This is a genomic window from Qipengyuania zhejiangensis, from assembly GCF_035607565.1.
GTDB classification, from domain to species: Bacteria; Pseudomonadota; Alphaproteobacteria; order Sphingomonadales; family Sphingomonadaceae; genus Qipengyuania; species Qipengyuania zhejiangensis.
This window is the reverse complement of record NZ_JAYKGO010000003.1, coordinates 558,886-583,698: the sequence shown is the minus strand read 5'-3', so window position 1 is coordinate 583,698 and position 24,813 is coordinate 558,886. Positions and strand designations below refer to the sequence as shown.

General features: G+C 63.8%; 27 protein-coding genes and 1 tRNA gene. 7 read left to right on the top strand and 21 right to left on the bottom strand.

Annotated features, from left to right (window positions below):
* Position 1: 1 nt before the first annotated feature.
* The 9 genes from VR863_RS10535 to VR863_RS10495 are packed head-to-tail and all read right to left on the bottom strand — an operon-like array spanning position 2 to position 6,374.
* Entirely contained in the window at positions 2-265 is a 264-nt protein-coding gene (locus tag VR863_RS10535; RefSeq protein WP_324828422.1) for a hypothetical protein, read from the bottom strand.
* Positions 250-1,032: an enoyl-CoA hydratase-related protein gene (locus VR863_RS10530; RefSeq protein WP_324828421.1), complete on the bottom strand. Its 783-nt coding sequence runs from the start codon at positions 1,030-1,032 to the stop codon at positions 250-252. The genes VR863_RS10535 and VR863_RS10530 overlap by 16 nt, the downstream gene beginning before the upstream one ends.
* Positions 1,029-2,087, bottom strand: coding sequence for an enoyl-CoA hydratase/isomerase family protein (locus tag VR863_RS10525; RefSeq protein WP_324828420.1), 1,059 nt, complete (start codon positions 2,085-2,087; stop codon positions 1,029-1,031). The genes VR863_RS10530 and VR863_RS10525 overlap by 4 nt, the downstream gene beginning before the upstream one ends.
* Positions 2,084-2,473, bottom strand: a complete 390-nt coding sequence (locus tag VR863_RS10520; protein ID WP_324828419.1) for a VOC family protein — start codon at positions 2,471-2,473, stop codon at positions 2,084-2,086. Before VR863_RS10520 ends, VR863_RS10525 begins: the two co-directional genes overlap by 4 nt.
* Positions 2,470-3,615 (bottom strand): acyl-CoA dehydrogenase family protein, encoded by a 1,146-nt coding sequence (locus VR863_RS10515; protein WP_324828418.1) that lies wholly within the window; start codon positions 3,613-3,615, stop codon positions 2,470-2,472. Before VR863_RS10515 ends, VR863_RS10520 begins: the two co-directional genes overlap by 4 nt.
* Positions 3,616-3,665: 50 nt before the next feature.
* Positions 3,666-4,052, bottom strand: a complete 387-nt coding sequence (locus VR863_RS10510) for a RidA family protein (protein ID WP_324828417.1) — start codon at positions 4,050-4,052, stop codon at positions 3,666-3,668.
* Entirely contained in the window at positions 4,049-4,342 is a 294-nt protein-coding gene (locus VR863_RS10505) for an I78 family peptidase inhibitor (protein WP_324828416.1), read from the bottom strand. The genes VR863_RS10510 and VR863_RS10505 overlap by 4 nt, the downstream gene beginning before the upstream one ends.
* A gap of 10 nt (positions 4,343-4,352) precedes the next feature.
* On the bottom strand, positions 4,353-4,850 hold the full coding sequence (locus VR863_RS10500; RefSeq protein ID WP_324828415.1) for a hypothetical protein: 498 nt from the start codon (positions 4,848-4,850) through the stop codon (positions 4,353-4,355).
* 27 nt (positions 4,851-4,877) lie between these two features.
* Positions 4,878-6,374, bottom strand: a complete 1,497-nt coding sequence (locus tag VR863_RS10495; protein ID WP_324828414.1) for a CoA-acylating methylmalonate-semialdehyde dehydrogenase — start codon at positions 6,372-6,374, stop codon at positions 4,878-4,880.
* A 191-nt stretch (positions 6,375-6,565) separates the two neighbouring features.
* Here VR863_RS10495 and VR863_RS10490 point away from each other — a divergent pair.
* Positions 6,566-6,639: transfer RNA gene (locus VR863_RS10490), tRNA-Gly, on the top strand.
* Positions 6,640-6,643: 4 nt separating this feature from the next.
* On the opposite strand, the gene VR863_RS10485 is transcribed toward VR863_RS10490, so the two are convergent.
* From VR863_RS10485 to VR863_RS10475, 3 genes are read right to left on the bottom strand one after another with little or no spacing between them, the layout of a single operon-like run.
* Positions 6,644-7,759, bottom strand: coding sequence for an acyl-CoA dehydrogenase family protein (locus VR863_RS10485; protein ID WP_324828413.1), 1,116 nt, complete (start codon positions 7,757-7,759; stop codon positions 6,644-6,646).
* Positions 7,760-7,763: 4 nt separating this feature from the next.
* Entirely contained in the window at positions 7,764-8,972 is a 1,209-nt protein-coding gene (locus tag VR863_RS10480; protein ID WP_324828412.1) for an acyl-CoA dehydrogenase family protein, read from the bottom strand.
* 49 nt (positions 8,973-9,021) lie between these two features.
* On the bottom strand, positions 9,022-9,816 hold the full coding sequence (locus VR863_RS10475) for an SDR family oxidoreductase (protein WP_324828411.1): 795 nt from the start codon (positions 9,814-9,816) through the stop codon (positions 9,022-9,024).
* An 86-nt stretch (positions 9,817-9,902) separates the two neighbouring features.
* Between VR863_RS10475 and VR863_RS10470 the strand changes: the two genes are divergently transcribed.
* The 4 genes from VR863_RS10470 to VR863_RS10455 all read left to right on the top strand — a co-directional run bounded on the left by VR863_RS10470 (position 9,903) and on the right by VR863_RS10455 (position 12,177).
* The gene (locus tag VR863_RS10470) at positions 9,903-10,466 is read left to right on the top strand and encodes a TMEM165/GDT1 family protein (RefSeq protein ID WP_324828410.1); all 564 of its coding nucleotides are present in this window, start codon (positions 9,903-9,905) and stop codon (positions 10,464-10,466) included.
* A 94-nt stretch (positions 10,467-10,560) separates the two neighbouring features.
* Positions 10,561-11,022 (top strand): Dps family protein, encoded by a 462-nt coding sequence (locus VR863_RS10465; protein ID WP_324828409.1) that lies wholly within the window; start codon positions 10,561-10,563, stop codon positions 11,020-11,022.
* Between the two features lie 76 nt (positions 11,023-11,098).
* Complete coding sequence (locus VR863_RS10460; protein ID WP_324829262.1) at positions 11,099-11,719, top strand: 6-phosphogluconolactonase; 621 nt, start codon at positions 11,099-11,101, stop codon at positions 11,717-11,719.
* Positions 11,707-12,177, top strand: coding sequence for an NUDIX domain-containing protein (locus VR863_RS10455; RefSeq protein WP_324828408.1), 471 nt, complete (start codon positions 11,707-11,709; stop codon positions 12,175-12,177). Before VR863_RS10460 ends, VR863_RS10455 begins: the two co-directional genes overlap by 13 nt.
* Here the strand turns inward: VR863_RS10455 and dinB are convergent.
* On the bottom strand, positions 12,174-13,301 hold the full coding sequence (gene dinB, locus VR863_RS10450; RefSeq protein WP_324828407.1) for a DNA polymerase IV: 1,128 nt from the start codon (positions 13,299-13,301) through the stop codon (positions 12,174-12,176). The two genes, VR863_RS10455 and dinB, sit on opposite strands and share 4 nt — an antisense overlap.
* A gap of 66 nt (positions 13,302-13,367) precedes the next feature.
* Between dinB and VR863_RS10445 the strand changes: the two genes are divergently transcribed.
* Positions 13,368-14,633, top strand: a complete 1,266-nt coding sequence (locus tag VR863_RS10445; RefSeq protein ID WP_324829261.1) for a multidrug effflux MFS transporter — start codon at positions 13,368-13,370, stop codon at positions 14,631-14,633.
* Here VR863_RS10445 and VR863_RS10440 read toward each other — a convergent pair.
* From VR863_RS10440 to VR863_RS10405, 8 genes are all read right to left on the bottom strand, one after another.
* Positions 14,630-16,183, bottom strand: a complete 1,554-nt coding sequence (locus VR863_RS10440) for an acyl-CoA carboxylase subunit beta (RefSeq protein ID WP_324828406.1) — start codon at positions 16,181-16,183, stop codon at positions 14,630-14,632. The two genes, VR863_RS10445 and VR863_RS10440, sit on opposite strands and share 4 nt — an antisense overlap.
* A gap of 57 nt (positions 16,184-16,240) precedes the next feature.
* Positions 16,241-18,112 carry an acetyl/propionyl/methylcrotonyl-CoA carboxylase subunit alpha gene (locus VR863_RS10435; protein ID WP_324829260.1) on the bottom strand — a complete coding sequence of 624 codons (1,872 nt, stop codon included), beginning with the start codon at positions 18,110-18,112 and terminating at the stop codon, positions 16,241-16,243.
* Positions 18,113-18,122: 10 nt separating this feature from the next.
* On the bottom strand, positions 18,123-18,587 hold the full coding sequence (locus VR863_RS10430) for a hypothetical protein (RefSeq protein WP_324828405.1): 465 nt from the start codon (positions 18,585-18,587) through the stop codon (positions 18,123-18,125).
* Between the two features lie 56 nt (positions 18,588-18,643).
* Positions 18,644-19,630 (bottom strand): phytoene/squalene synthase family protein, encoded by a 987-nt coding sequence (locus tag VR863_RS10425; protein ID WP_324828404.1) that lies wholly within the window; start codon positions 19,628-19,630, stop codon positions 18,644-18,646.
* A gap of 26 nt (positions 19,631-19,656) precedes the next feature.
* Positions 19,657-20,238 (bottom strand): LOG family protein, encoded by a 582-nt coding sequence (locus VR863_RS10420; protein ID WP_324828403.1) that lies wholly within the window; start codon positions 20,236-20,238, stop codon positions 19,657-19,659.
* Positions 20,235-21,785 carry a phytoene desaturase gene (locus VR863_RS10415; protein WP_324828402.1) on the bottom strand — a complete coding sequence of 517 codons (1,551 nt, stop codon included), beginning with the start codon at positions 21,783-21,785 and terminating at the stop codon, positions 20,235-20,237. Before VR863_RS10415 ends, VR863_RS10420 begins: the two co-directional genes overlap by 4 nt.
* Positions 21,782-22,969 (bottom strand): lycopene beta-cyclase CrtY, encoded by a 1,188-nt coding sequence (gene crtY, locus VR863_RS10410; RefSeq protein WP_324828401.1) that lies wholly within the window; start codon positions 22,967-22,969, stop codon positions 21,782-21,784. Before crtY ends, VR863_RS10415 begins: the two co-directional genes overlap by 4 nt.
* A gap of 70 nt (positions 22,970-23,039) precedes the next feature.
* Positions 23,040-23,765, bottom strand: coding sequence for a hypothetical protein (locus VR863_RS10405; RefSeq protein ID WP_324828400.1), 726 nt, complete (start codon positions 23,763-23,765; stop codon positions 23,040-23,042).
* Between the two features lie 107 nt (positions 23,766-23,872).
* On the opposite strand from VR863_RS10405, the gene VR863_RS10400 reads away from it, so the two are divergent.
* Positions 23,873-24,745 carry a MipA/OmpV family protein gene (locus tag VR863_RS10400; RefSeq protein WP_324828399.1) on the top strand — a complete coding sequence of 291 codons (873 nt, stop codon included), beginning with the start codon at positions 23,873-23,875 and terminating at the stop codon, positions 24,743-24,745.
* The last annotated feature ends 68 nt before the right edge of the window (positions 24,746-24,813 follow it).

Genomic DNA, 24,813 nt, shown 5'->3' with positions numbered 1-24,813 from the left:
GTCAAACTCCAAGCAATGCTGCGTTGATGCCTATAAACACGAAAAATAATCCAAAAATTAGGCCAAGCCCCGCCTGTATCCTTCGGGAAATTCGATCAAACCGGGTGCGGGGGAGATACTCTTCGCCACTGTCCGCGATGATCCTCTGTTCAATCCACGGGATCGCCTCACTGTCGCGACGCTTCCAGTTGTTCCAGCCAACCCAAAGCAGCAACACGCCGATCGCGACGAAGCTCAGACCCTTGAGGATTATCTCCCAGTCCACTTACCCTCGCGCTTCTCGATGAAGGCGGCCATGCCTTCCTTCTTGTCCTCGCTGGCGGTGAGGATCTGGAAGATGCGGCGCTCGATGATCAGGCCTTGGTCGAGGCTTGTCTCGAAGGCGGCGTTGACCATTTCCTTGTTCGCGATCGCGGCCATGGGCGGCTTGCTGGCGATGGTGGCGGCGGTCTTCAGCGCTTCTTCGACGAGGCTTTCGTGCGGGACGACGCGCGCGACGAGGTTCGCGCGTTCGGCCTCTTCGGCGCCCATCATCCGGCCCGTCAGGCACATTTCCATCGCCTTCGACTTGCCGACCGCCTTCGTCAGGCGCTGGCTGCCACCCATGCCGGGGGCCACGCCGAGGTTGATTTCCGGCTGGCCGAACTTCGCCTTGTCGGACGCGATGATGAAGTCCGCCATCATGGCGAGTTCGCACCCGCCGCCCAGTGCGAAGCCGTTGACCGCGGCGATCCACGGTTTGCGGGTCTTCTTGACGATTTCGCTGGTCCAGGGGCTGAAGAAATCGTCGAGGTAGAAATCGGCCGCCGCCTTGTCGCTCATTTCCTTGATGTCGGCGCCTGCGGCGAAGGCCTTGTCGCCCGAACCGGTGATGACCGCACATCGCTGGCTGCTGTCGGCCTGGTAGGCGGCGAACGCCTCGATCAGTTCCTCCAGCACCCTGGAGTTGAGCGCGTTGAGCGCCTGCGGGCGGTTGAGCGTGATCAGCGTGACCGCATCGCGCTGTTCGACGGTGATGGTTTCGTAGCTCATAGGGGTTTCCATTCCTGGTCTGCGGGAAGCGGGGCGAAGATGCTGTCGAGCAGTTCCTCGCTCACGCCCTCGGGCGTAGCCGGGTCCCATTTGGGGTCGTTCGTCTTGTCCACGATCACCGCGCGCACGCCTTCCGCGAAATCGGGCCGGGTCAGGACGCGGCTGGCGATGCGGTATTCCATCGCCATGTTCTCGGCAAAATTGCCCAGAGCGGCGCTAGTGGCCAGTTGGCGCAGGGCAACCTTGCAGGTTTGCGGGCTCTTGGTGTGCAGGGTGGCCAGTTCCCTGGCCGCCCATTCGCCGCCCGCATCGTTCGCTTCCGCTTCGAGGCTGGCGAGGATTTCCTCGTAGCTGTCCGAGGCGAAATGTTTCTGGATCAGGTCGGCGTTGCCTTCGATCCGCGCTTCGGGCGGTGTGATCGCGAGTTCGGACAGGATGCCCGCCACCCGTTCGGGGTTTTCGGAAATCCGCGCCTTGGCTTCTGCCAGCTTGTCGCTCGGGAGGTAATGCGTGGCAATTCCGGCCCAGAGGCACTCGGCCCCGTCCAGCCGGGCGCCTGTCAGGGCGAGAAACTGGCCAAGCCGGCCACCGAGGCGCGACAGATGCCAGCCGCCACCCACGTCCGGAAACAGGCCGATGCCCGTTTCGGGCATGGCAAAGCGCGTGTTCTCGGTCGCGACGCGATATTTGCACGGCATGGCGATGCCCACGCCGCCGCCCATAGTGATGCCGTCCATGAACGCCACGATGGGCTTTTCGTATTCGAACATCCGGTGGTTGAGCTGGTATTCGTCATGAAAGAACGCACGGCCCGATGCGCCATCGTCCGTCAGGGCCGAATGCCGCAGCAGATTGATGTCGCCGCCGGCACAAAAGCCGCGACCTTCCGAATGATCGAGGAGGATGGCGTTGATCGCGTCATCGCCGGCCCATGCGCCAAGTGCCGCGCTTATCGCGTGACACATGTCCAAGGTAAGCGCGTGGAGCGCCTTGGGCCGGTTGAGCGAGATGTGACCCGCACGGCCATGGGTATGGATATGGACCTGGTCGGTCATGCTGCTTTCCTGCGTTCGATGAGATCCCAGCGGTTGCCCCAGGGATCGTTGAAGACCGCGACCGTGCCATAGGGCTCATCGCGCGGTCCGTCTGTGAATTCCACCCCCCATTCGGCCATGCGGGCATGGTCGGCGGCGAAGTCGCTCGTGTCGAGGAACCAGCCGACACGGCCGCCGGTCTGGTTGCCGATCGCGGCACGCTGTTCGTCGTTCGCGGCGCGGGCGAGCAGCAGCTTGCCGCCGTGCGAACCCGTCATGACCACCCAGCGTTTGCCGCCGCCAAGGTCGCTGTCTTCTCCGAGCGCGAAACCCAGTGCGTCGCGGAAGAAGGCGATGGCCTCGTCGTAATCGGGCACCACCAGCGCCGTCATCGCCAGGCCGATCATTGGCGCAGCATCTCGCGGCCCACGATCATCCGCATGACCTGGTTCGTGCCTTCGAGGATCGAATGCACGCGCAGGTCGCGCCAGAATCGTTCGATGGGGTATTCGCGCAGGTAGCCATAGCCACCGAACAGCTGCAGCGCATCGTTGACGATCTGGCTGCCACTGTCGGTTGCAAGACGTTTGGCCATGGCGGAAAACTTGCTCTTGTCGGGCGAATTGTCGGTGACCTTGGCCGCAGCAAGATAAAGCAGGGCGCGCGCCGCTTCGAGGTCTGTCGCCATGTCGGCCAGCATGAACTGGGTGTTCTGGAAGTCCGCGATCGGCTGGCCGAACTGCTGGCGTTCCTTGGTGTATTTCACCGCTTCGTCGAGGCAGCGCTGCGCCCCGCCGAGCGAACAGGCACCGATGTTGAGGCGCCCTCCATCGAGACCCGCCATCGCGAAACGGAACCCGTCGCCTTCCGCTCCCACGCGGTTCGCCACGGGCACGCGCGCATCCTCGAAAACGACCTGTGCGGTCGGGCTGGCATTCCACCCCAGCTTCTTTTCGGGCTTGCCGAACGAAACGCCAGGCGTGTCCTTGTCGATCACCAGGCAGGAAATGCCCTTGCTCTTGTGATCGCCGGTTCGCACCATCGTCACGTAGATGTCGTTGAACCCGCCGCCGGAAATGAACTGCTTCGTGCCGTTCAATACATAATGGTCGCCATCGAGGCGCGCCGTGGTTTTCAGGCCCGCCGCATCCGATCCCGAACCCGGTTCGGTCAACGCGTAGCTGGCGATCTTTTCCATCGAGATGAGGTCGGGAAGATACCTGGCCTTCACCTCGTCTCCGCCGAACCGGTCGATCATCCAGGCGGCCATGTTGTGAATCGAGATGTACGCGCTGGTGGCCGGACAGCCATAGGCCATCGCTTCCATGATCAGCGCGGCTTCCAGCCGGCCAAGGCCGATGCCACCCGATTCCTCGCTGACGTAGATCGCACCGAAGCCGAGTTCGGCCGTCTGCTTGATCACGTCGCGGGGGAAATGGGATTTCTCGTCCCATTCGGCGGCGAACGGGGTGATGTTGTCGGCGGTGAACCGCTGCGCCATTTCCTGGATCGCAAGCTGGTCTTCGTTGAGTTGGAATTGTCCTGTCATGCGCCCGGCTCTAGCGCCGCTGGCGGAGCGATGGAAGGGGGGCGGAAAGGTCAGCCCCGCACGATCGCCTCGGCCTCGATCTCGACTTTCCATTCCGGTCGGCAAAGCCAGGCTGCGCCGACCATTGTGGCTGCCGGCTGCGCCGCGCTGAAGAAGCGGGCGTGGACATCGCCCACCGCGTCCTGGTCCTGCGGATCGGTCAGGAACATCCGGGTGCGTACGACGTCGTCCGCACTGCCGCCCAGTTCCACGATCGCGCGCACGATAAGTTCGCAGCATCGCGCCGCCTGTTCGGCAGCGCCGCCCTTGGTCGACGAGCCGTCCTGTTCGACGGGCCCGGTTCCAGCGACGAGAATGCGATCACCTTCGCGCACCGCGCGTGCAAAGCCGAACTGCGCTTCGTACGGGGATCCGGTGAACGCCCGTGCGCCTGTCATCCGCAGGTGATCTCGATGATCTTCATGGCATCGTCATAACGCACGTTCACGCGGTCTTCGCGGTAATCCATCGTCCAGGCGGAATTGGACGGACCCCAGCGCAAGGTCGCCGCGCCGCTCTGTGTCAGAATTGCCGCGCCCATCGCGGCGCTCGCGTCATGGCCGATGTGGCCTTGCACGGCAGAAGCATCGCACATTCGCGCGGCTGGTTCGGGCGTTGCCGGCGCCTCGGCGGGGGTCACACAGGCGGCAAGGGGAAGGGCAAGTGTGGCGGCAAGGGCGGATCGCATCGAAATCTCCTCAGTCACAGCGTGTGTAGGTCAGCGGTTCTGCCAGGGCATCCTCGCCGTATTCGCTGCGGACCAGCTTGCCCCCATTCGCGTCAAGTGCAAGCGCCATGTCGCGCGACCACGTCTGGCCTTCGCCGGTGAAGGCGAATTCGGCCCGGATACGTTCGGGGGCCATGTCGGAAACCGGGCCAACCGTGGCCCGCGATTCGTAGAAACGGATGCCTTCGCCCGATATCTCGATCAGGCCCTTGGCATCGCCGCGGGTCGACGTGCAGTCCGCAGGGACAAGGCCCCAGCGGCCGCGCAAGGCGGCCGGTATCGCGCCGTCTTCGATTGCCAAAGGCGGACCGGCCCCGTCGCCGATCCCGTTGTCGGGTTCAACCGGCAGGACGGTTTCGGCGGGGGCAGGCTGCGGCGCATCGTCCGCCGGCTGCGAGCATGCGGCCAGCGCCAGGCTTGCGGCAAGGATCGGGAAGGTCGGGCGAAAGAGCGCGGTGAGATGGTCCATGCAACCTTTACGCCCGACCGTCCGATTTTATCCCATCGTCGGGATAATGAAGGCGTTCGACCCGTCGCCGCCGCCGTCGGGCCAGCGCTGGGTCACGGTCTTGACCTTGGTCCAGAATTTCAGACCTTCGGTGCCATACTGGTTGGTGTCGCCAAAGGCGCTGCGCTTCCACCCGCCGAAGCTGTGATAGGCCACCGGAACCGGAATCGGCACGTTGATGCCGACCATGCCCACGTTCACCCGGCTGGCGAATTCGCGCGCGGCATGTCCGTTACGCGTGAAGATGGCGACGCCGTTGCCGTACTGGTGCTCGCTCGGCAGGCGCACGGCTTCTTCGAAGTCCTTGGCGCGCACGATCTGCAGGACCGGGCCGAAAATTTCTTCCTTGTAGCTTTCCATGTCGGTGGTGACGCGGTCGAGCAGCGTCGGCCCGACGAAAAAGCCCTTTTCATGCCCTTGCAGGCTGAACCCGCGGCCATCGATGACGACTTCCGCGCCTTCCTTTTCGGCGGTGTCGATCCAGCCTTCGACGCGCGCCTTGTGTTCCGGCGTGACCACCGGTCCGTAATGCGCGTCGGGATCGTTCGAAACGCCCACGCGCAGGGCATGGATGGCCGGGATCAGCTTTTCACGCAGGCGATCGGCGGTGTCCTCACCCACGGGAACCACGACCGGCAGCGCCATGCAGCGTTCGCCGGCCGAACCGAAGGCGGCACCCGCCAGATCGTTCACGACCTGGTCGAGATCGGCATCGGGCATGACGATACCGTGGTTCTTCGCGCCGCCCATGGCTTGCACGCGTTTGCCCGCATCGACACCGCGCTTGTAGACGTAATGCGCGATGTCCGACGAGCCGACGAAGCTCACCGCCGCGATGTCGGGATGGTCGAGGATGGCATCGACCATTTCCTTGTCGCCATGGACGACCTGCAGCAGCCCTTCGGGCGCGCCGGCTTCGAGGAACAGTTCGGCAAGGCGCACGGGCACGCTGGGATCGCGTTCCGACGGCTTGAGAATGAAGGCGTTGCCCGCCGCAATTGCCATGCCGAACATCCACATCGGGATCATGGCCGGAAAATTGAACGGCGTGATGCCTGCACCGATGCCCAACGGCGTGCGGGCGGAATAGACGTCGATGCCCGGTCCTGCGCCCAGCGTGTATTCGCCCTTCAGGACCTGGGGGATGCCGCAGGCGTATTCGATGACTTCAAGGCCGCGCTGAATATCGCCATGCGCGTCATCGACCACCTTGCCATGCTCGGACGCCAGCAATTCTGCCAGTTCCTGCTTGTTGGCCTCGACCAGTTCCTTGAACGCGAACATGATGCGCGCGCGCTTCTGCGGATTGGTCATCGCCCATTCGGGCTGAACCTTCCTGGCAGCTGCGACCGCCTTTTCCAGCAGGGCGGCATCGCCCAGCGAGACTTCGGCCTGGACCTCGCCTGTCGAAGGGTTCCAGATCTTGTGCGTGCGTGCTGCAGAGCCGCCAGCCCCGCCAGCAATGAAATGGTCGATGTGGCGCATTGAATTCTCCTCTGCGCGTCCATCTAGAGATGTGCGCGTGCGGTGCAAGGGCGTGCGTGGCCGCTACGGCATCGCACGCCGCACCGGATCGGGTCGCCACGCCCTTGCCAGCCCAACCTTGCCCCACCCGAGCCAGCAATATCGCGTTGACGTGATACCGCGCCTGCGGCAAATGCGCCGCTCCGCGATGCGCGGGTGTAGCTCAATGGTAGAGCAGCAGCTTCCCAAGCTGACGACGAGGGTTCGATTCCCTTCACCCGCTCCAGCGTTCAGGCGTCTGCCGCCGCGGCCAGGTTTCCCAGCACCCGCAGATGATATTCGCCCGCGCCGAAAAGCGCATCGTTGGCGAGGATTCGCTTGTGCAGGTGCCCGATCGAAAGTTCGTCCGTCATTCCGACGCCGCCATGCGTCTGGATCGCGGATTCGCCGACTTGCCGCCCCAGCTTGCCGATCTGCCCCTTGAGTATTGCCATGTCGCGGCGCGTTGCACGACCCGCTTCGAGCAGGGCGGCGGTGTAAAGCAGGGTCGCGCGCGCCCTCGTGTAGGCCATTTTCATATCCGCAATGCGATGTGCGACCGACTGGAACGTGCCGATCGGAACCCCGAACTGCTTGCGGGTCGCCGCGTATTCCGCAGTTTGCCGCATCAGGCCGCCCATTGCGCCGACACATTCTGCACAAAGCGCGAGCATGGCCATGTCGATGGCCGCGCGGACCTTGTCCTCGGCATCGGCGATCAGCAGGGCATCCGCGGCCAATTGGGCGCCGTCGAACACGATGTTGGCCGCGCGGCGTCCGTCAATCGTCGGATATTCGGTGATCGTGATACCGGCGGCATCGGGCTGCGCCAGCAAGACGCAGGGGCGCCCATCTAGCTGCGCGACGACGAGAAGAATGTCCGCCTCGCCCCCGCCGGCCACCAGCCGTTTTTCGCCGGTCACGGTGAAGCCGTCCCCATCGCGCACCGCTATACAGCCGATCTGGGACAGGTCCGGGGTGCCGTGCCCTTCTTCGTATGCAAACGCGCCGAGCGCCTCGCCGGCCATGATCTTCTCGAGCCAATCGCCCGCGGCCGCGTTCTGCGCGTGGGCCAGCAACGGCGCCACCAGCAACGCGTTGGCGCAATAAGGTTCGGCCAGCAGGTGCGCGCCGAAAGGTTCGGCAATCGCAATCAGATCGACCGCGCTGCCGCCGAGGCCCCCGGCGTCTTCCGCCACCGGCAGGGCAAGCAGGCCGAGTTCGGCCAGTTGCTGCCATATTTCGCGCGACCAGCCCGCATCGCTGCGGACGATTTTCTGCCGGGAATCGAAGTCATAGTGGCGCACGAGGAAGTTCGAGACGCTGTCGCGAAGCATCCGCTGTTCATCGGTGAAATTGAAGTCCATCGGTTCAGCCCTCCTGTCCGGCAGTACGGGCGATAAGGTCGCGCTGGACCTCGTTGGACCCGGCATAAATCGATGTCGCGCGGCTGTTGAGGTAATAGGGCATCGATACCAGGTCGAGGCTGGAGCCGAGCGGTTCGACATTGGCACCCACGCGCAGCGCCTCGTTCTGGCGCGGCAACCCTTCGGTTCCCGATACGCGGGTCATCAACACGCTGACCCGCTGGGTGAGCTCGGAATTCATCGTCTTGTTCATCGACGGGTATGCCGGGTCCTGCGCGATCGCATGGCCGCTTACGCCAAGCTTCTCGAAGTGTTCGAAGCTGGCGATATCGGCTTCCATTTCACCCATGTCGCGCAGGAACACCGGGTCTTCGGCAAGCATGGTTCCAAAACCGCTGGGCGTGGTCTTCGCAGCTTCCCGGATACGCTCGAGCCCGCGCTGCAATGTGGGACTTTGCGCCCCGCCGCCGCGTTCATGCTTGAGCAGATGCTTGGCGACGGTCCAGCCGTCGTTTTCCGCACCGACACGGCCCGATTGCGGCACGCGCACATTGTCGAAGAAAACCTCGCACTGTTCCGGTTCGCCATCGAGACCGATGATCGGGCGCACGTCCATCCCCGGATAGTCCATCCGATCGAGCAGCAGGAACGTGATGCCCTGCTGCTTCTTGCCGCTGCTGTCGGTGCGCACCAGCATGAACATGCGGTTGGCGTGGTGGGCGTAGGTCGTCCAGATTTTGGACCCGTTGATGATATAGTCATCCCCGTCGGGTTCGGCGCGGCAGCTGAGCGAGGCGAGATCGGACCCGGAGTTGGGTTCGGAATAGCCCTGTGCCCAGAAATCCTCGCCCTTCAGGATCCCCGGAAGGTATTTTTGCCTATGCTCCTCGGTGCCGATGTCGATCAGCAGCGGGCCGACCATCGCGAGGCCTTGCGGCAACAGCGGGGGAAGATCGCGCCGCCGGTATTCCTCGGCGAAGATGTATTTCTGTTCGACCGTCCATCCCGTGCCGCCGTGGTCCCTGGGCCAGTTCGGGGCGGCCCAACCGCGTTCGTAAAGAATGCGGTGCCAGGCCATCACTTGCGCAAACGGGGAAAACACACTGGTCAGCTTGCGCCCCGCCTCGCGAATTTCAGGCGTGGGCGCGGTGTCGAGAAATTCGCACACTTCGGTGCGAAAGGCTTCGAGTTCCGGGCTGAATTCCAGTTCCATGTGTATCTTCCCCAAATGTGCGCCGCGTCCCGTTGTTTTCTGCGCGCGGCTATTTCGGCGGCATCCGGATTGCCCCGTCGAGACGGAACTGATGCGCGTTGATGTAGGAATTGCGGGCAATTTCCATGATAAGGGAAGCGAATTCTTCCGGGTGCCCGAGCCGCTTGGGGAACGGGACCGACGCATTCAGCTGGTCCCAGACCTGCGGATTGCGGTCCTTCATTCCCAGCATCAGCGGGGTGGCGAAGATGCCGGGCATGACCGAATTGACCCGTATGCCCAGATCCATCAGGTCGCGTGCCATGGGCAGGACCAGCCCGTTCACGCCGGCCTTGCAGCTGCCGTAGATGACCTGTCCGATCTGCCCGTCCTGCGCCGCCACGCTGGCGGTCAGCGTGATGCATCCGCGTTCCCCGTCCTCGTTCAGCGGTTCGCTGTTGGCCATGCCGAGGGCGGAATGGCTGGCAATGCGATACGAGGACACCAGGATGCCTTCCGCGCCAAAGGCATAGTCTTCGGTGGACAGGCGTTTGTAACCGCCGGCCTCCTTGTCCCAGCCCAGCGTCTTGCCGCGCCGGCTGGTCATCGCGCAATGGACCGTCACACGTTCCTGGCCATGGGCGGCGCGGGCATGCGCGAAGCCGTCGACCACCGATTGTTCGTCGGTAATATCGACCCGCGCGAAGGTGCCGCCGATGGCCGCGGCATGGGCTTCGCCAGCCTCTTCGTTCACGTCGAAGATCGTGACCTTGAGGCCTGCATCCGCCAGCGCCTGCGCGCTCGCCTTGCCCAATCCCGATGCGCCGCCGGTCACTACGGCGGCCATGCCTGCTGTCAATTCCATTGCCTTGCTCTCCTCACCTGCTGTGCTTCTCGGGCTGAAGTGCTATCGTATGGCGCACGCCTTCGCCAGTGGAGCCGACACGTACCGTGACCGCTTTTTTCTTTGCCCTTGTTGCAAGCTTCCTCGCGGCAACGGGCGCGCGCGATCAATTGCTGGTCGCGGGCTTGCGCGCGCGGCTGGGCCCGGCACCCGGCTTGCTGGTGGTTGCTCTGGCAAGCGCAGTGGCTACCGCCTTCCTGGCGTCCTGGTTCGGAGCGCAGCTTTCGCAAGGAATGTCACGCGATGCGTCGACCATGTTCGTCGCGCTTGCAATGCTGCTGGCGGCGTTCGAATGCATCTGGCCCAATCGAACGCCAAGGCCGCAGGAACCCACCCGGTCGCTGGGTGCGATTGCGATCGTGCTGTTCCTGCGCCAGCTGACCGACGCGTCGCGCTTTCTCGTGGCGGCGTTCGCCGTTGCGCTGGCTTCACCAACGCTGGCGGGGCTTGGCGGCGCGATCGGGGGCGGCGCGGCGGTGGCCATCGGGTGGGCGGCGGGTGATGCGCTGGAAAGCAAGGTGCCCCTGCGAAAGCTGCGCCTCGGCCTGGGCCTTATCCTCGCCGTGCTGGCGGTATGGGTGGGGCTGACGGCGCGGGGGCTGATCGGTTAAACCGATTACCGTTGCCATTTGTTATCGGGAAACTTGCGGCGCGATCACACGTTGAGAAGTGAGAAACGCAATCACTACGAAAGCGAGAATTCCCATGGCCGAACTCGGCAACAACGCGAAAGTCGGATTGGTAACAGCGCTCAACGGCGCGCTGGCCGATACGCTTGCCCTCTACATGAAAACCAAGAACTTCCACTGGCATGTCGCCGGACCGCGGTTTCGCGATCTGCACCTGATGTTCGACGAACAGGCGGCCCAGTTGATCGGTACCGTCGATGCGATCGGCGAACGCGTTCGCAAGAACGACGAATACACCCTTACATCCATCGGCACGATCCGTTCGGAAACCCGGATCAAGGACCAGGACGATGTCACGATCAGCGCCGACGCCATGGTTGCCGAATTGCGCGATGACAATCGCACGTTGCGCAAGCGCCTGGTCGAAGTGAAAGACGCGGCCGACGAAGTTGGCGACAACGCGACGAGCGGAATCGTGGACGACTGGATCGACCAGTGCGAGGAGCGCGTGTGGTTCCTCAACCAGACGACCAAATAAGCGAATAGCTATGCGTGAACAGCAGCACGGCCGCCTTTCTCCTTGGGGACGGGCGGCCTTGGTGTATCAGGTCTGGATGGACCATGTGACGATCATCGAGAACGCAAGCGACACAGAGATTGCCGCGTGGCTCGCAGGGTGCCTGTCCGAAGCGATGGCGCGGCACGAAGGGCCGGTGACGATCACCGTGCCCGGCGGATCGACCCCGTTTCCGATCCTTGCGGCGTTGCTGGAACGGGATCTCGACTGGTCCCGCCTTGTCGTGTGGCCCAACGACGATCGGATCGTTCCCGAAGATCACGCTGCGTCAAACACGGGCAAGCTGCGTGCTTTACTCGAACCGGTCGGGGCAACCGTTGTCACGCTGGGCATGAACGAGGCTGTTCCCCATTTCGATCTGGCGTGGCTGGGCATGGGCGCAGATGGGCATATTGCCTCGCTGTTTCCCAACACCGACCCGCAGGTGAGCGATCCACGCGCCATCGTCCGATTGACGCCGGACCCGTTGCCGCCCGAAGCGCCGTTCGACCGTATCAGCCTGACCCTGCCGTCCCTCCTCGATAGCGATGCCATTGCCTTCGTGATGCGCGGTCAGGATAAACGCACGGTCTTCGACCAAGCCCTTGGCGGCGAACACGATCTTCCGGTTGCGCGGCTGCTTTCTGCGGCTAAACAACCGGTGACATGCTTCGCCTGATCCCTCCTCCGCTTCACCGGTTCGCCCTGACAATCGGCCACCGGTTGCGCCATCACTGGCGCGCATGGCGCGGCGTGACGGGCGAAGGCGTCAGCGTGATCGGACGGGATATCGACGGGCAGATTTTGCTGGTGCGCCACAGTTACGGCCCCGCGGGTTGGTATTTTCCCGGCGGCGGCATCGGGCGCAACGAATCGCCTGAGGATGCGGCGCGCCGCGAATTGCGCGAGGAAACCGCCTGCCCGATCGATGCTCTCAAGCTGGTCGGTGTGATCGAGGAAGAACTGTCGGGCGCCCCCCACCGCGCGCACATCTTCGAAGGGGTTGTGGACGCCATGCCCAGGCCCGATGGCCGTGAGATCATCGAGGCGCGTTTCTTCCCCACGCATTCGCTTCCTGAACCGCTCGGCCCGCGTACCAGGGCCCGGTTGAAGCTATGGCAGGCACGAAAATCCTAAAGCAGCGATAGCTGCGCGTCGGGGCGCCTGGGTTCGTCCTGCGTGCCCCCTTCCAGCTTCGACAGGGTAAGGCCCATCAGCCGGATCGGCATGGGCAGCGGCAGGACATCTTCCAGAAGCGCGCGTCCGATTGCAGCGAATTCAGCCTTGCTGGCAATCGGCTGATCGAGTGTGCGGGCGCGGCTGAATATCTGGAAATCGGTGTATTTCATCTTGAGGGTAACCGTGCGTCCGCGCGCTTCCGCCCGCTCGATATAGCCCCATACGATGTCGATGATGTCTTCCATCGTATCGCGCAGTTCGGACCCGCTGGACAGATCATGGCTGAAGGTGCGTTCCCCGCCCACCGATTTGCGCACCCGGCTGGCGCGCACCGGCCGAAGATCGATTCCGCGCGCCGCACGGTAGAGGTATTCGGCAAAGCTTCCGAAATGGGCGCGCAGCCACTCGATATCCTTTGTCGCCAGGTCCCCGCCTGTTTCGATGCCCAGTCGCGCCATTTTCTCGGCGCCTTTCGGACCGACGCCGTGGAACCGGCGGATCGGCAGGCTGGCCACGAATTGCGCGCCTTGCCCCGGACGGATCACGCATAACCCGTCCGGCTTGTTCTGGTCGCTGGCAATCTTGGCGAGGAACTTGTTGTAACTGACGCCCGCGCTCGCGGTGAGCCGCGTCTTGGCGCGGATTTCCTGCCGGATCAGTTCCGCGATCCGGGTGGCCGATCCGATTCCCAGCTTGTCTTCCGTCACATCGAGATAGGCTTCGTCGAGGCTGAGCGGTTCGACCAGTTCGGTATGGTGTCGGAACACCGCGCGAATTTGCTGCGACACTTCGCGGTACACGTCGAACCGGCTCTTGCAGAACACCAGATCGGGACAAAGGCGCTTGGCGGTGACCGACGGCATGGCGCTCCTCACGCCGAATTTGCGGGCCTCGTAACTGGCGGCCGCCACCACGCCGCGGCCGCTGGACCCGCCCACCGCCACCGGCCTGCCGCGCAGTTCGGGATTGTCCCGCTGTTCGACGCTGGCAAAGAAGGCATCCATGTCGACATGGATGATCTTTCGCAGGCCGTCGGCTTCCTCGCCTGCATCGGTTTCATCGGTGTGATCGATTTGCGCCATTGCCGCCAAAGATAGGCGAACGGGTTGCAAAGCGGAACCTTGTCGGCCACCGCGCTTATTGTGCATATGCGAAGTGAACAATTTTCCGGCGGTGAACGCCCCGCAGCCGAAGCCGCACATGGCAAGCGCATTGGCGAGCGCGAGCTGATCTGGATGATGGCGATGCTGATGGCGTTGAACGCCTTCGGCATCGACGCCGTGCTTCCCGCGCTCGACGAACTGGCCAGTAGCCTTGGTGCAGAAGGCAACAGCCGCCAGTTCGTGGTCGGTGCCTATCTTCTCGCCGCGGGGCTTGGCACGCTTGTGCCCGGAGCCTTTGCCGACCGTTATGGACGCCGCCCGGTGCTGTTCGTCAGCCTGGCGATGTATATCGTCCTGTCGCTTGCGTGCGCTGCGGTGACCGATTTTGTCTCGCTGATTGTCCTGCGCTCGCTGCAAGGGTTTTGCGCCGCCGGTATCATCGCTTTGCCGCCTGCGATCATTCGCGACAGGGTGGGCGGCGACAAGATGGCCCGCATGATGAGCCTGATCTTCGTCATTTTCCTGCTCGTGCCCGCTGTCGCGCCCAGCATTGGCCAGGGTGTGATGATGCTGATGGGCGACTGGCGCTGGATTTTCGGCATCATGGCTGTCGCGGGTGTCGCGATGACGGCGTGGGTGTTCTTCCGCCTGCCGGAAACGCTGCACGATGACGACCGCCAGGAAATTCGCGTCGTGGTCATCGCTCTCAACATGAAGAGCGCGGTGACCCTTCGGTCGACCATCGGGTACACGTTGGGCAGCGCGCTGGTGTTCGGCGGACTTTTCGGTTTCATCAATTCATCCCAGCAGCTGATCGGCGAAGCCTTCGGCGCCGGCGACCGTTTCCCGCTGATCTTCGCGATCTGCGCCGGCTGCATGGCGATTGCCAACTGGTCCAATTCGCGCATCGTCGAACGCTTTGGCGCACGGCGGGTGAGCCACGCGGCGCTGTTCGCGTTCATCGCCGTGGCCGCGGCGCAGTTCTGGTTCGCGAACCAGCCCAACGAAACCCTGTGGACCTTTGTCCCGCTGATGGCCGCCAACATGAGCCTGCTCGGTTTCATTGGGGCCAATTTCGGCTCGATAGCGATGCAGCCGTTCCGCCAGATCGCCGGGGCGGCATCGAGCGCGCAAAGCTTCCTTCGCATGACGACGGGTGCGCTTTTGGGGGCAGGGATCGGTTACGCCTATGACGGAACGGCGCGTCCGCTCGCGGCCGCCCTGCTGGTCACGGCGGTCCTGACGCTGGCCTTCGTGCTTTACAGCGAACGCGGCGGCCTGTTCGGCGCCACGGTTCCGGACGACGATTAGGCTTCGCTTGCCAGCTTGCGCCACGCAAGATCGGCAAATTCGCATAGCAGGGGCCGCGTATCGCGCGGATCGATGATGTCCTCGACGTTGAAGCGTTCGGCGCTGCGGAACGGCGATGTCACCTTGTCCAGCCGCGCGCGAATTGCCGCCAGTTCGGCGACCGGATCGTCGGCAGCCTCGAGATCGGATTTATAGGCGACCTCCAGCCCGCCCGCGATCGGCAGGCTTCCCCAGTCACCCGATGGCCAGCAATACCGGTACTGGTACGTTTCGGCGTTGCTCATCGCGCTTCCGGCGATGCCATAGGCGCGGCGCATCACGATGCTGGCAAGCGGCACGGTGGCCTTGTAGATCGCGTTCATCGCCTGGACCCCGTAACGGATCGTCCCTGCCATTTCCGCCTCGCGCCCGATCATGAAGCCGGGATTGTCGACCATGTGCACGATGGGCAGGCGGAACTGGTCGGCAAGTTTGACGAACCGTTCGACCTTCTCGCTGGTTTTGGCTTCCCACGAACCGCCGAGGTAGGACGGGTCGCTGGCCAGCACCATGACCGGCCAGCCATCGAGCCGCGCAAAGGCCGTGATGCACGCACGGCCCCATGCCTTGCCCATTTCGAACACGGTGCCCTGGTCGAACACCATGTCGAGGCAGCGGCGCATCGAATAGACTGCCTTGGGATCGCGCGGGACGAGGCCTGATAGCGCTTCTTCGCGCCGGTGCACCGGGTCGGTGCAAAGCGAACGCCGGGCCAACTGGCCCGTATGTTCGGGCATGAACGACAGGAAATGGCGCGCACGGGCAAAGGCTTCGGCCTCCGATCCCACTTCGTCGTCGACCACGCCGTTACGCGTATGAATGCCGCTGCCGCCAAGGCTTTCCTTGGCGTCTTCGTGACTGGTCGAACCGTCCTTGTAGGCTTCGCCCATGGCTTCGACCACGGCGGGCCCCGCGGCGAACAACTGGCTCAGGCCTTTGACCATGATCGAATAATGGCTGGCCACCACGCGCGCGGCGCCAAGCCCTGCGGTGGGACCCAGCGCCAGCGCCACCACCGGCACGGTGTCGAGGTTCGTCACCACGTCACCCCAGCCGGGGACGGCGGGGATATAGGTCGCGCCGATCTGTTCGAGAGTTTTGACCGAGCCGCCTCCGCCGGTGCCGTCGATCATGCGGATGATGGGCAGCTTCAGTTCGTGCGCCATCTTTTCGGCCTGCACCATCTTGCGGCTGATGCCGGCATCGGCTGCTCCGCCGCGAATGGTGAAATCGTCCGCGGTGGCGACCACGGGGCGGCCGTTCACCAGCGCCTTGCCGAACAGGAAGGGGGCTGGAAGGACACCTTCGAGATCGCCGTCGTCGTTGTAGAAACCCTTGCCCGCGATCTTGCCGATTTCGCGAAAGGACCCGTCATCGACCAGTGCGGCCAGCCGCGCGCGCGCGTCCATCTTGCCGCGACCGTGCTGGCGGCCAACCTTGTCCGGTCCGCCCATCTGCTCCGCCAGGTCCTGGCGGTGCCGCAATTCTTCCAGTTCGCGTTCCCAGCTCATCGGTGCCCTCACTCCTCGCCAAGGCACGCTTGCAAGGGATGGACGGAAAGGGAAGCCTTATTCTTCTTTCGGCTCAACAACCGCGAGGACGGTTTCGACCTGCACCTGGCTCCCGGCGCTGACCGAGAGGCCGGTTACCGTCCCGTCGAACGGTGCGGTGAGCGCGTGTTCCATCTTCATCGCCTCGAGCACCATCAGCCGCTGACCCGCAGTAACCGCATCGCCCTCAGCCACGTCGACCGCGATGACCTTGCCCGGCATGGGGGCGATAATGTCGCCGTCATGCGCGTGGTGGGCGCCAGCGCCGCGCGCCTCGCGCTCGAATACGAAGCTCTGCCCGTCAGCGAAGACAACGACGCGCGCCGGATCGACGAAGCCGGTGGAGCCGAAGTCGGTCCCAGAACGCGCTGCGGCGACCGTGCGGCTCTCGCCCTTGTGGGTGAGGGTCGTGGCAAGCACGCCGGGGGCGTTGAGGCGCAGGCCGATCGGCAAGTCCTCATGCTCTTCGGTTTCCGCAAGCACGACGAAATCCGCGGCGGTTTGCCACACGGCCTCGTCCGCTTCATCGGAGGTGACCAGATCGTCGAGCTTGGCGGCGATGAAGCCGGTGTCGAGATTGGCATCCTCGAAATCCTCGTCGCGCAGGCAGTTCGCGATGAAGGCGGCGTTGGTCTTCACCGGCCAGATCTCGACGCTCTCGGCGATCTCGGCGAGTTGGTCGATGGCGTCGCTGCGATCCTCGCCCCAGACCACCAGCTTGGCGACCATCGGGTCGTAGAAAGGCGAAATCATGTCGCCTTCCTCGACGCCCGTTTCGATCCGGCCGTCATCGCCCAGATCGAAATGGTCGAGCCGACCGGTCGAGGGGAGGAACCCGGCAACCGTGTCTTCGGCGTACAGCCGGGCTTCGATCGAGTGGCCGTCGATAAACAGTTCTTCCTGCCTCAGCGGGATCGGCTCGCCGCTTGCGACCAGGAGCTGCCATTCCACCAGATCGACGCCGGTGATTTCCTCGGTCACCGGGTGTTCGACCTGAAGCCGCGTGTTCATTTCCATGAAGAAGATGCGGTCGGCGCGCAGGCCGTCGCTGGCGTCGGCGATGAATTCGATCGTGCCTGCGCCTTCGTAATCGACCGCCTTGGCGGCGCGCACGGCGGCGGTGCAGATTTCCTCGCGCGTGGCCTCGTCCATGCCGGGGGCGGGGGCTTCCTCGATCACCTTCTGGTGGCGGCGCTGGAGCGAGCAATCGCGTTCGAACAAATGGACGACATTGCCGTGGCTGTCGCCGAACACCTGCACCTCGATATGGCGGGGCGAGGTGATCCACTTTTCCAGCAGCACCTCGTCGTTGGAGAAGCTGGCCTTGGCCTCGCGCCGGCAGCTTTCGAGCGCGGCTTCGAAATCCGCTGCGGCATCGACCTTGCGCATCCCCTTGCCGCCGCCGCCCGCGACCGCCTTGATCAGCACGGGATAACCGATGGCGTCGGCTTCTTTCTTCAGCCGCTCGGCCGACTGGTCGGGGCCGAGATAGCCGGGCGTTACCGGCACACCCGCTGCGATCATCCGTTCCTTGGCCGCATCCTTCAGCCCCATTGCCTCGATGCTTTCCGGTTTCGGACCGACCCAGATCAGGCCCGCCGCCATCACGGCGCGGGCAAATCCGGCGTTCTCGCTCAGGAAGCCATATCCCGGGTGGATCGCGTCCGCCCCGGTTTCCCTGGCCGCCGCAATGATTTTTTCGCCGACCAGATAGCTTTGGGCCGCAGGAGACGGACCGATATGCACCGCCTCGTCGGCGCTGCGGACGTGCAGCGCCCTGGCATCGGCATCGGAATAGACCGCCACCGTCGCGATCCCCATTTCGCGCGCGGTGCGGATGATGCGGCAGGCAATCTCGCCGCGGTTTGCGATCAGAAGTTTCTGGATCATGGTCGCCAAGTCATCGTCCTTCGGGGCAGGTTTCGGGTTCGACGGTGTACTGGATGCCGGTTACCTTCCATGCATCGTCGATCTTCATCAGGTTGAACACGTCGATCCCGCAATGGCTGCGCCCGTCTTCGATGTCGAAGCTGTATTCGGCCCAGACCACGGCGATGTTGCCGCGCACCAGTATCGTCGGTTCCCAATAAACTTCGCGGAACCGCTCGGTCCCGCTGGTCAGCGAAGCCAGTCCTTCGGTGAAGCTTCTGGTGCGAAGCACGTCTTTCCCGTCGGCGACCCGGTGCGAGGCGATAATTCCATCCCCTGCGGAAACGCCCTCCATCACCGACAGGTCTTTTTCGTTCAACCCGCGGAGGAACTCATCGACCGAATGCAGGATCCGGGCAGAACTATCGTCCTGTGCCTGCAACGGTGCGCCAAGGCACAGTGTCGCTGCGGCGATTGGTGCAAGCCAGCCTCTCATCGTTTCTCTCCCTCAATCTTGCAGCCGCGCTAGCCCTAGCGTCGCGCAGCTTCAAGTTACCAACCGGCGACGGGCCGGAAATCGTGCCGTGACCAGAGGATCGGTTCGGAAGGGGGCTCGGGGCGGTTCCACAACGCTTCGAGGAAAGCGGTGGTCACATGCCACAGTTTTTCGAAGCGGTTGACCCGCACCCGGCGGTCCCACGCACGTTGCCCACGCGACAGAACCTTGCGCCCGATGGCGCCGTAAATGTTGGCAGCCGCCAGCACCGCCCAGCGTTGGCGGAAGCGCAGCCGTGCCGCGCCCAGCTTGGAAGCCGCTTCGTGCTTTTCCATCAGGCCGATCAAGCGCGGCATCAAGCTGGCAAGAACGAACCTGTTTTCGGGCAACGCGTGGTCGCCCGCTTCCCACCCCTTTTCCGTCAACCAGGTAGCGGGAAGATAGCAGCGCCCCGCTTCGGCATCTTCGACGATGTCGCGCGCGACGTTGGCCATCTGGAAGGCAAGCCCCAGGTCGCACGCCCGGTCCAGCGTATCGCCGTCGTCTTCGGGTACGCCCATGACGCGGGCCATCATCACCCCGACCGACCCCGCGACATGATAGCAATAGCGCAGCAGATCCGCTTCGGTCTTCGGCTGCCAGCGTGTCGCGTCGAGCGCGAAGCCGCCGATCATGTCGTTGGCCATGTCCATGGTCAGCCCGCATTCGTCGGCGACCAGGCCGAAACCGTCGAAAGCCGGATCGGCGGTCGGCTGTTCGTCATAGGCACGGCGGGTCAGGATGCGGATCGCCTGAACCCGGTCTTCCGCGCCCTTCACATTGCCCTGGTCGCCCAGCGGGCCACCCTTGTCCTGATTATCGGCAATGTCGTCGCACCGGCGGCACCAGGCATAGAGCAACCAGGCGCGTTCGCGGGTCGTGCGGTCGAACAGCTTCGATGCGGCGGCAAAGCTGTGCGACCCTTCGCGGATCGCGTCGCGCGCTTTTGCCACCAGCGCACCGCGATGCCGCCCGCCGCCCGCCCGGGCGAGCGTGGGGCGCATATCCGAAGTAAGGGGGCGGGGCTTTTTCAGAGGTCGTCCGCTTTCATGCGAAAGATCGGCGTATGGGGCACGTAATCGGCCATCTTCGCCAACAGGCCGCCAAGCGACGTATCGTCGATCAGGATCCCCTGGTGCGCGGGCCGCACGAAGCCCACATTCGCCATGCGGCGGTTGAAGGCCAGCAATTCGTCGTAAAACCCGAAGCTGTTGAGCAGGCCGACAGGCTTCTGGTGATAGCCCAGCTGCGCCCAGCTCATCGCTTCCCACAATTCGTCCATCGTGCCGACGCCGCCGGGAATGGTCACGAACCCGTCGGACAGATCGGTGAAGCGTTGCTTGCGCTCGTGCATTCCGGAAACCGTGTAAAGTTCGGTGCAATCGTGGTTGGCGACTTCCGAATTGGCCAGCGCATCGGGGATCACCCCGATAACCTCGCCGCCTGCGTCCAGCGCGCCCCGTGCAACCGCGCCCATCAGTCCCAGCCGGCCGCCGCCATACACGACGCCGATTTCGCGTTCGGCAAGGCCGGCGCCGACATCGTAGGCGAGCTGGATATAGCGCGGATCTTCGGGCGAGGCCGAGCCGCAATAGACAGCGAGACGCTTCATGCCAGCAGGTCCTCCACCATCAGTCCGGCGGTCGCCTTGGCGCTGCCGACCACGCCGGGAATTCCGGCACCCGGGTGCGTGCCTGCCCCGACAAGGTAGAAATTGTCGATCACGTCGTCACGATTATGGCCGCGGAAGAACGCGCTCTGGGTCAACAGCGGCTCCAGGCTGAACGCGCTGCCCATGTGTGCGTTGAGGTCCATGGCGAAATCGCGCGGGGCGTAATGGAACTTGGTCACGATCCGCGAATGGATATCGGGGATCAGGCGGCGCTCGATTTCGTCCAGGATACGCTTTTCCAGAACCGGCCCCATTTCTTCCCAGTCCACCGCCAGCTTGCCCATATGGGCCACCGGCACGAGCGCGTAGAACGTGCTTTTGCCTTCGGGGGCCATGCCCGGATCGGTCACGGTGGGGTGGTGCAGGTAAATCGAGAAATCCTGCGGCAGTACGCCGTGATCGTAGATGTCTTCGAGCAGGCCCTTATAGCGCGGGCCGAACAGGATCATGTGGTGCGGAATGCCCGGCCAGGTTCCTTCCAGTCCGAAGTGGACCACGAACAGGCTGGGCGAATACTTCTTGCGCGAAAGGCTCTTCGCCTGGTCCGCGCCGCGTTTCGAACCTGACAGCAGATCCTTGTAACTGTGCATGATATCGGCGTTGCTGGCCACCGCGTCGAACCGCTGGCGCCAGCCGGAATGGGTTTCCACCTCGGTCGCGCGTTTACCGAGCGTGTGAACCTGCACCACCGGATCGTGCATCCGCATGGTGCCGCCCAGGCGTTCGAAATGCGTGATCATTCCGGCCACGAGACGGTTGGTGCCGCCCTTGGCCCACCAGACGCCGCCGTCCATTTCCAGCTTGTGGATCAGGGCATAGATGCTGGACGTCTTCATCGGGTTGCCGCCGACCAGCAGGGTGTGGAAGCTCAGCGCTTCGCGCAGCTTTTCGTTGTCCACGAAGCTGGAGACCATCGAATAGACGCTGCGCCAGGCCTGTTGCTTGGCCAGGGCAGGGGCGGCTTTGATCATCGATTTGAAGTCGAGGAACGGCACATGGCCCAGCTTGACGTAGCCTTCCTCGTAAACCGCTGCGGAATATTCGAGGAAGCGCTGGTATCCGGCGACATCGGCCGGGTTGAGCTGGGCGATTTCGGAGAACAGGCTGTCTTCGTCGTTCGAATAATCGAAATTGGTGCCGTCAGGCCAGTTCAGCCGGTAAAACGGCGAGACCGGCATCAATTCGACGTCTTCGGCCAGATCGTGTCCCGACAGGGCCCACAATTCCTTGAGGCAGTTGGGATCGGTTATGACCGTGGGGCCGGCGTCGAAAGTGAAGCCATCCTTCTCCCAGAAGTAGGCGCGGCCACCCGGCTTGTCGCGTGCCTCGACGATGGTGGTGGCAATCCCGGCGGATTGCAGCCGGATCGCAAGCGCAAGGCCCCCGAACCCCGCCCCGATCACGCATGCCGATTTGCCCGTTGCGGCAATGGCGGCAGGCGCAGAGGAGGTGGCAGTGGAAGGAGGTGTCGTCGTTTGAGCGGTCATCGATGGTCCTCTTGGACGAGCGGTGCGCCGTTGCCAAGCAGGGCGCGAATTGCACGGGTGATGGGAACCGGTGGCTTCCCGACGAGAATCCGGGCCTTGTCCGCCCATGTCGAACGCCCGGCGTAGAAGCGTTCGACCAGCGGTTCGGGCAGGCGATAGAAATGCTCGAACACCTTGTATCGTTCCTCGGGCATGGCGCCGTCGAACAGCATCCGGCCAAGGTGGCGGTAGAACGCCGTTGCCCGCCAATGATCGTGCGCGCGCGCCTCGAACAGGGCGGCAAGCTGTTCGCCGGGCAGGTGCGCATCGCGGGCAAGCGCCAGCGCGTTGGCGACCGCGAAGGGCAGCGTGTAACTGGTGAGCGGGTGGACGAACCCGCCGCGTGCGCCCGAACGCACCACACCGGCTTGTCCCAGTTCGCGGCGATAGGCGGCAAAGTCGCCGCCGGTGATCACCGGAAGGACGCCCGTTTCGCCGCCCATGACCTGGCCGTCCCAACCCATTTCGGCGCAGTAGCTGTCGATCCGGTCCGACAGGGCGCTGCTGTCGAGGCGGGCGGTGTCAGCATAATACGTGTCTTCGACGAAGAGGTCGTGAACTCCCAGCGGCAGGGTATAGACGAAGCGATAGGCGCCATGCTGCGCCACGCGGGCATCCATCACGATCGGGCGGGCCTGGCCGTGCGGTTCGCGGGTTTGCAGATGCCGCCCCATGAAGACCTGGAATCCGCCGCGCAGGTGAGGCGAAGGGGCAAAGTCGCGGCAGTCGACCACGATGCGGGCGGAAATGCGCTCTTCGGTATCCAGCGTCACACCCTGCGGATCGAGCGACGCGGCGCGGGATCGCAGCCGGATGGCATCCTGCGGCAGTGCACGGCGCAACGTCGCATCGAAATCGCGACTGGCAAGCGAACGGTAGGACGATTGCAGCGTCCGCGACAGGCGCGGGAAATGGACCTCGTACCCTTGCGACCATTCGGTTTTTCGGAACGAAGCCAACAGGTCTGCGCCCTCGGCGCAAACGTCGCTTTCAAACCAGCTCCACCGGTGATTTCCGCCGAAATCGTCACCGGCTTCGATCACGGCGATGCGGAAGGCAGGGTGGGCGCGATGCACGGCCAGCGCGGCCAGCCCACCGGCCAGCCCGCCGCCCACAATTGCCATGTCGATCAAGCGCCCACTCATTGCGCGAGGGGCTTAGGCAGTATCGGCGTTCGCGGCAATCGCTGAGCAGGCCGTTCGGCGTACCGGACGCCTATTCAGCATAGCATTTGTCGAGATGCGCGCTCAACGCGCTTTCCAGCGCCCGGTCGAATTCCGCTTCCTCGGCCTGTGTGAAATCGTCGTTCTGAAGCGCGAGTTCGAGCGTGTGCATATCCGGCCTAAGCGTGGCGAAGGGTGCGAACCATTGGCTTCCAGCCAGGTGCTGACCGATGGTTTCGATGCGCTCCATATGCTCGCTCGCGCGCAAGGCCTCACGCATGGCCAGCTTGTCCGCTTCCATGGCCTCGCGTGAAATCGACATGTCTTCGTTGCGGCGCACATCCTCCAGAGAGTGGGTGTCCGACTGGTTCTGTTCGGCGATGTCGATAATGAAGCGGCCGTCGGCGGATCGGTAGAAATCCGCTGCGCTGCGGGCGATTTCCGGCGAAAGCTTCCCGGCGAACAGGTCGAGCAGGGCGGTGCGGTACTGATCCACCGCGCGCTCTTGCGATTTGACCAGTGTCGGCATCGCCGCCTGGCCCATTATGTCGAGCGTGCCGGGGCATTCGCCTTCCATCTCGACCATTTCCGGGTCCCTTCGCGCTTCGTCCAGCATGGTGGAAACTGCAGAGGGGCCGTAATTATCAAGCAGGCGCGCGCGTGCGGCCAACGCATCCACCAGGTCCCGGTGCGGGTCGGCATCCTGCGCCCACAACGCCGCCGGGTGTGAAAGGCAAACCGCAACGGCAAGCGCTGCAAACCGGGTTCGTAAGGTCATCTGCCCCTGATAAACCCGCTTCATTCCAGATCAATGGCTTGGCGTCGTTTATGGGGAACGCATCGCTATGCCGGTGGTTCTGACCGCAGAACGGGGAAATTTACATCATGTCCAGACTTACGCTCGCCCTTGCCGCCGCATCCGCGGCACTGCTCGCCGCTCCTTCCCATGCGCAGGAGACGCAGATGGGCGGGGATTCGCCCCCGGCATTCGAAGGTTCGGTATTCGACGGCGACTGGATCAGCGTCGGGGCAGGCGCCGTCCTGTCCCCCAGCTACAAGGGTTCGGACGATTACGTCGTTTCGCCCATTCCGATCGTGCAGGGCAAGGTCGCAGGGATCGGGATCAACCCGCGCCCCGGCGGCCTCGCGCTGAATTTCATCCCCGCCAGCGACGGGAAAGTCCGCTTTTCCGCCGGCGTCGCCGCGAAGCTCAACCGCAACCGCGCCAGCCAGATCGAGGATGATGTGGTCAAACAGTACGGCAAGCTCGACACCGCCGTCGAAGTCGGTCCGACGGTTGGCGTCAGCTTTCCCGGTGTGATCAATCCGTATGACAGCATCAGCCTCAACCTCGATGTCCTGTTCGATGTTGCCGGCGCGCACGGCGGGATGACGGTTGCGCCCAGCGTGACCTATTTCACACCGGTCAGCCGCGGTGCGGCAGTGTCGCTTTCGATGAGCGCCAGCCGGGTCGACGATGACTTTGCCGATTACTATTATTCGGTCCCCGCAATTGCCACGCTGGCACCCGCCGATACGCTGCCCACTTTCGATGCCGAAGGCGGTTTCGACAGCATGGGCGTCAACCTGCTGTTTGCTGTGGATGCCGATGGCAACCTTGCCAATGGGGGCCTCTCCTTCATCGTCCTCGGCGGCTATTCGCGGCTGCTGGGCGATGCCAAGCGGACCCCGTTCACGAGCATCCGCGGCGATGCGGACCAGTTCATGGGTGCGGTCGGAATCGGCTACACCTTCTGAGGCGCTGACCTTTCGGAAGGGGCGGAGCGGCAAATACGGTTCGCCACTGGGGGCTTGCGTCCGGCTTG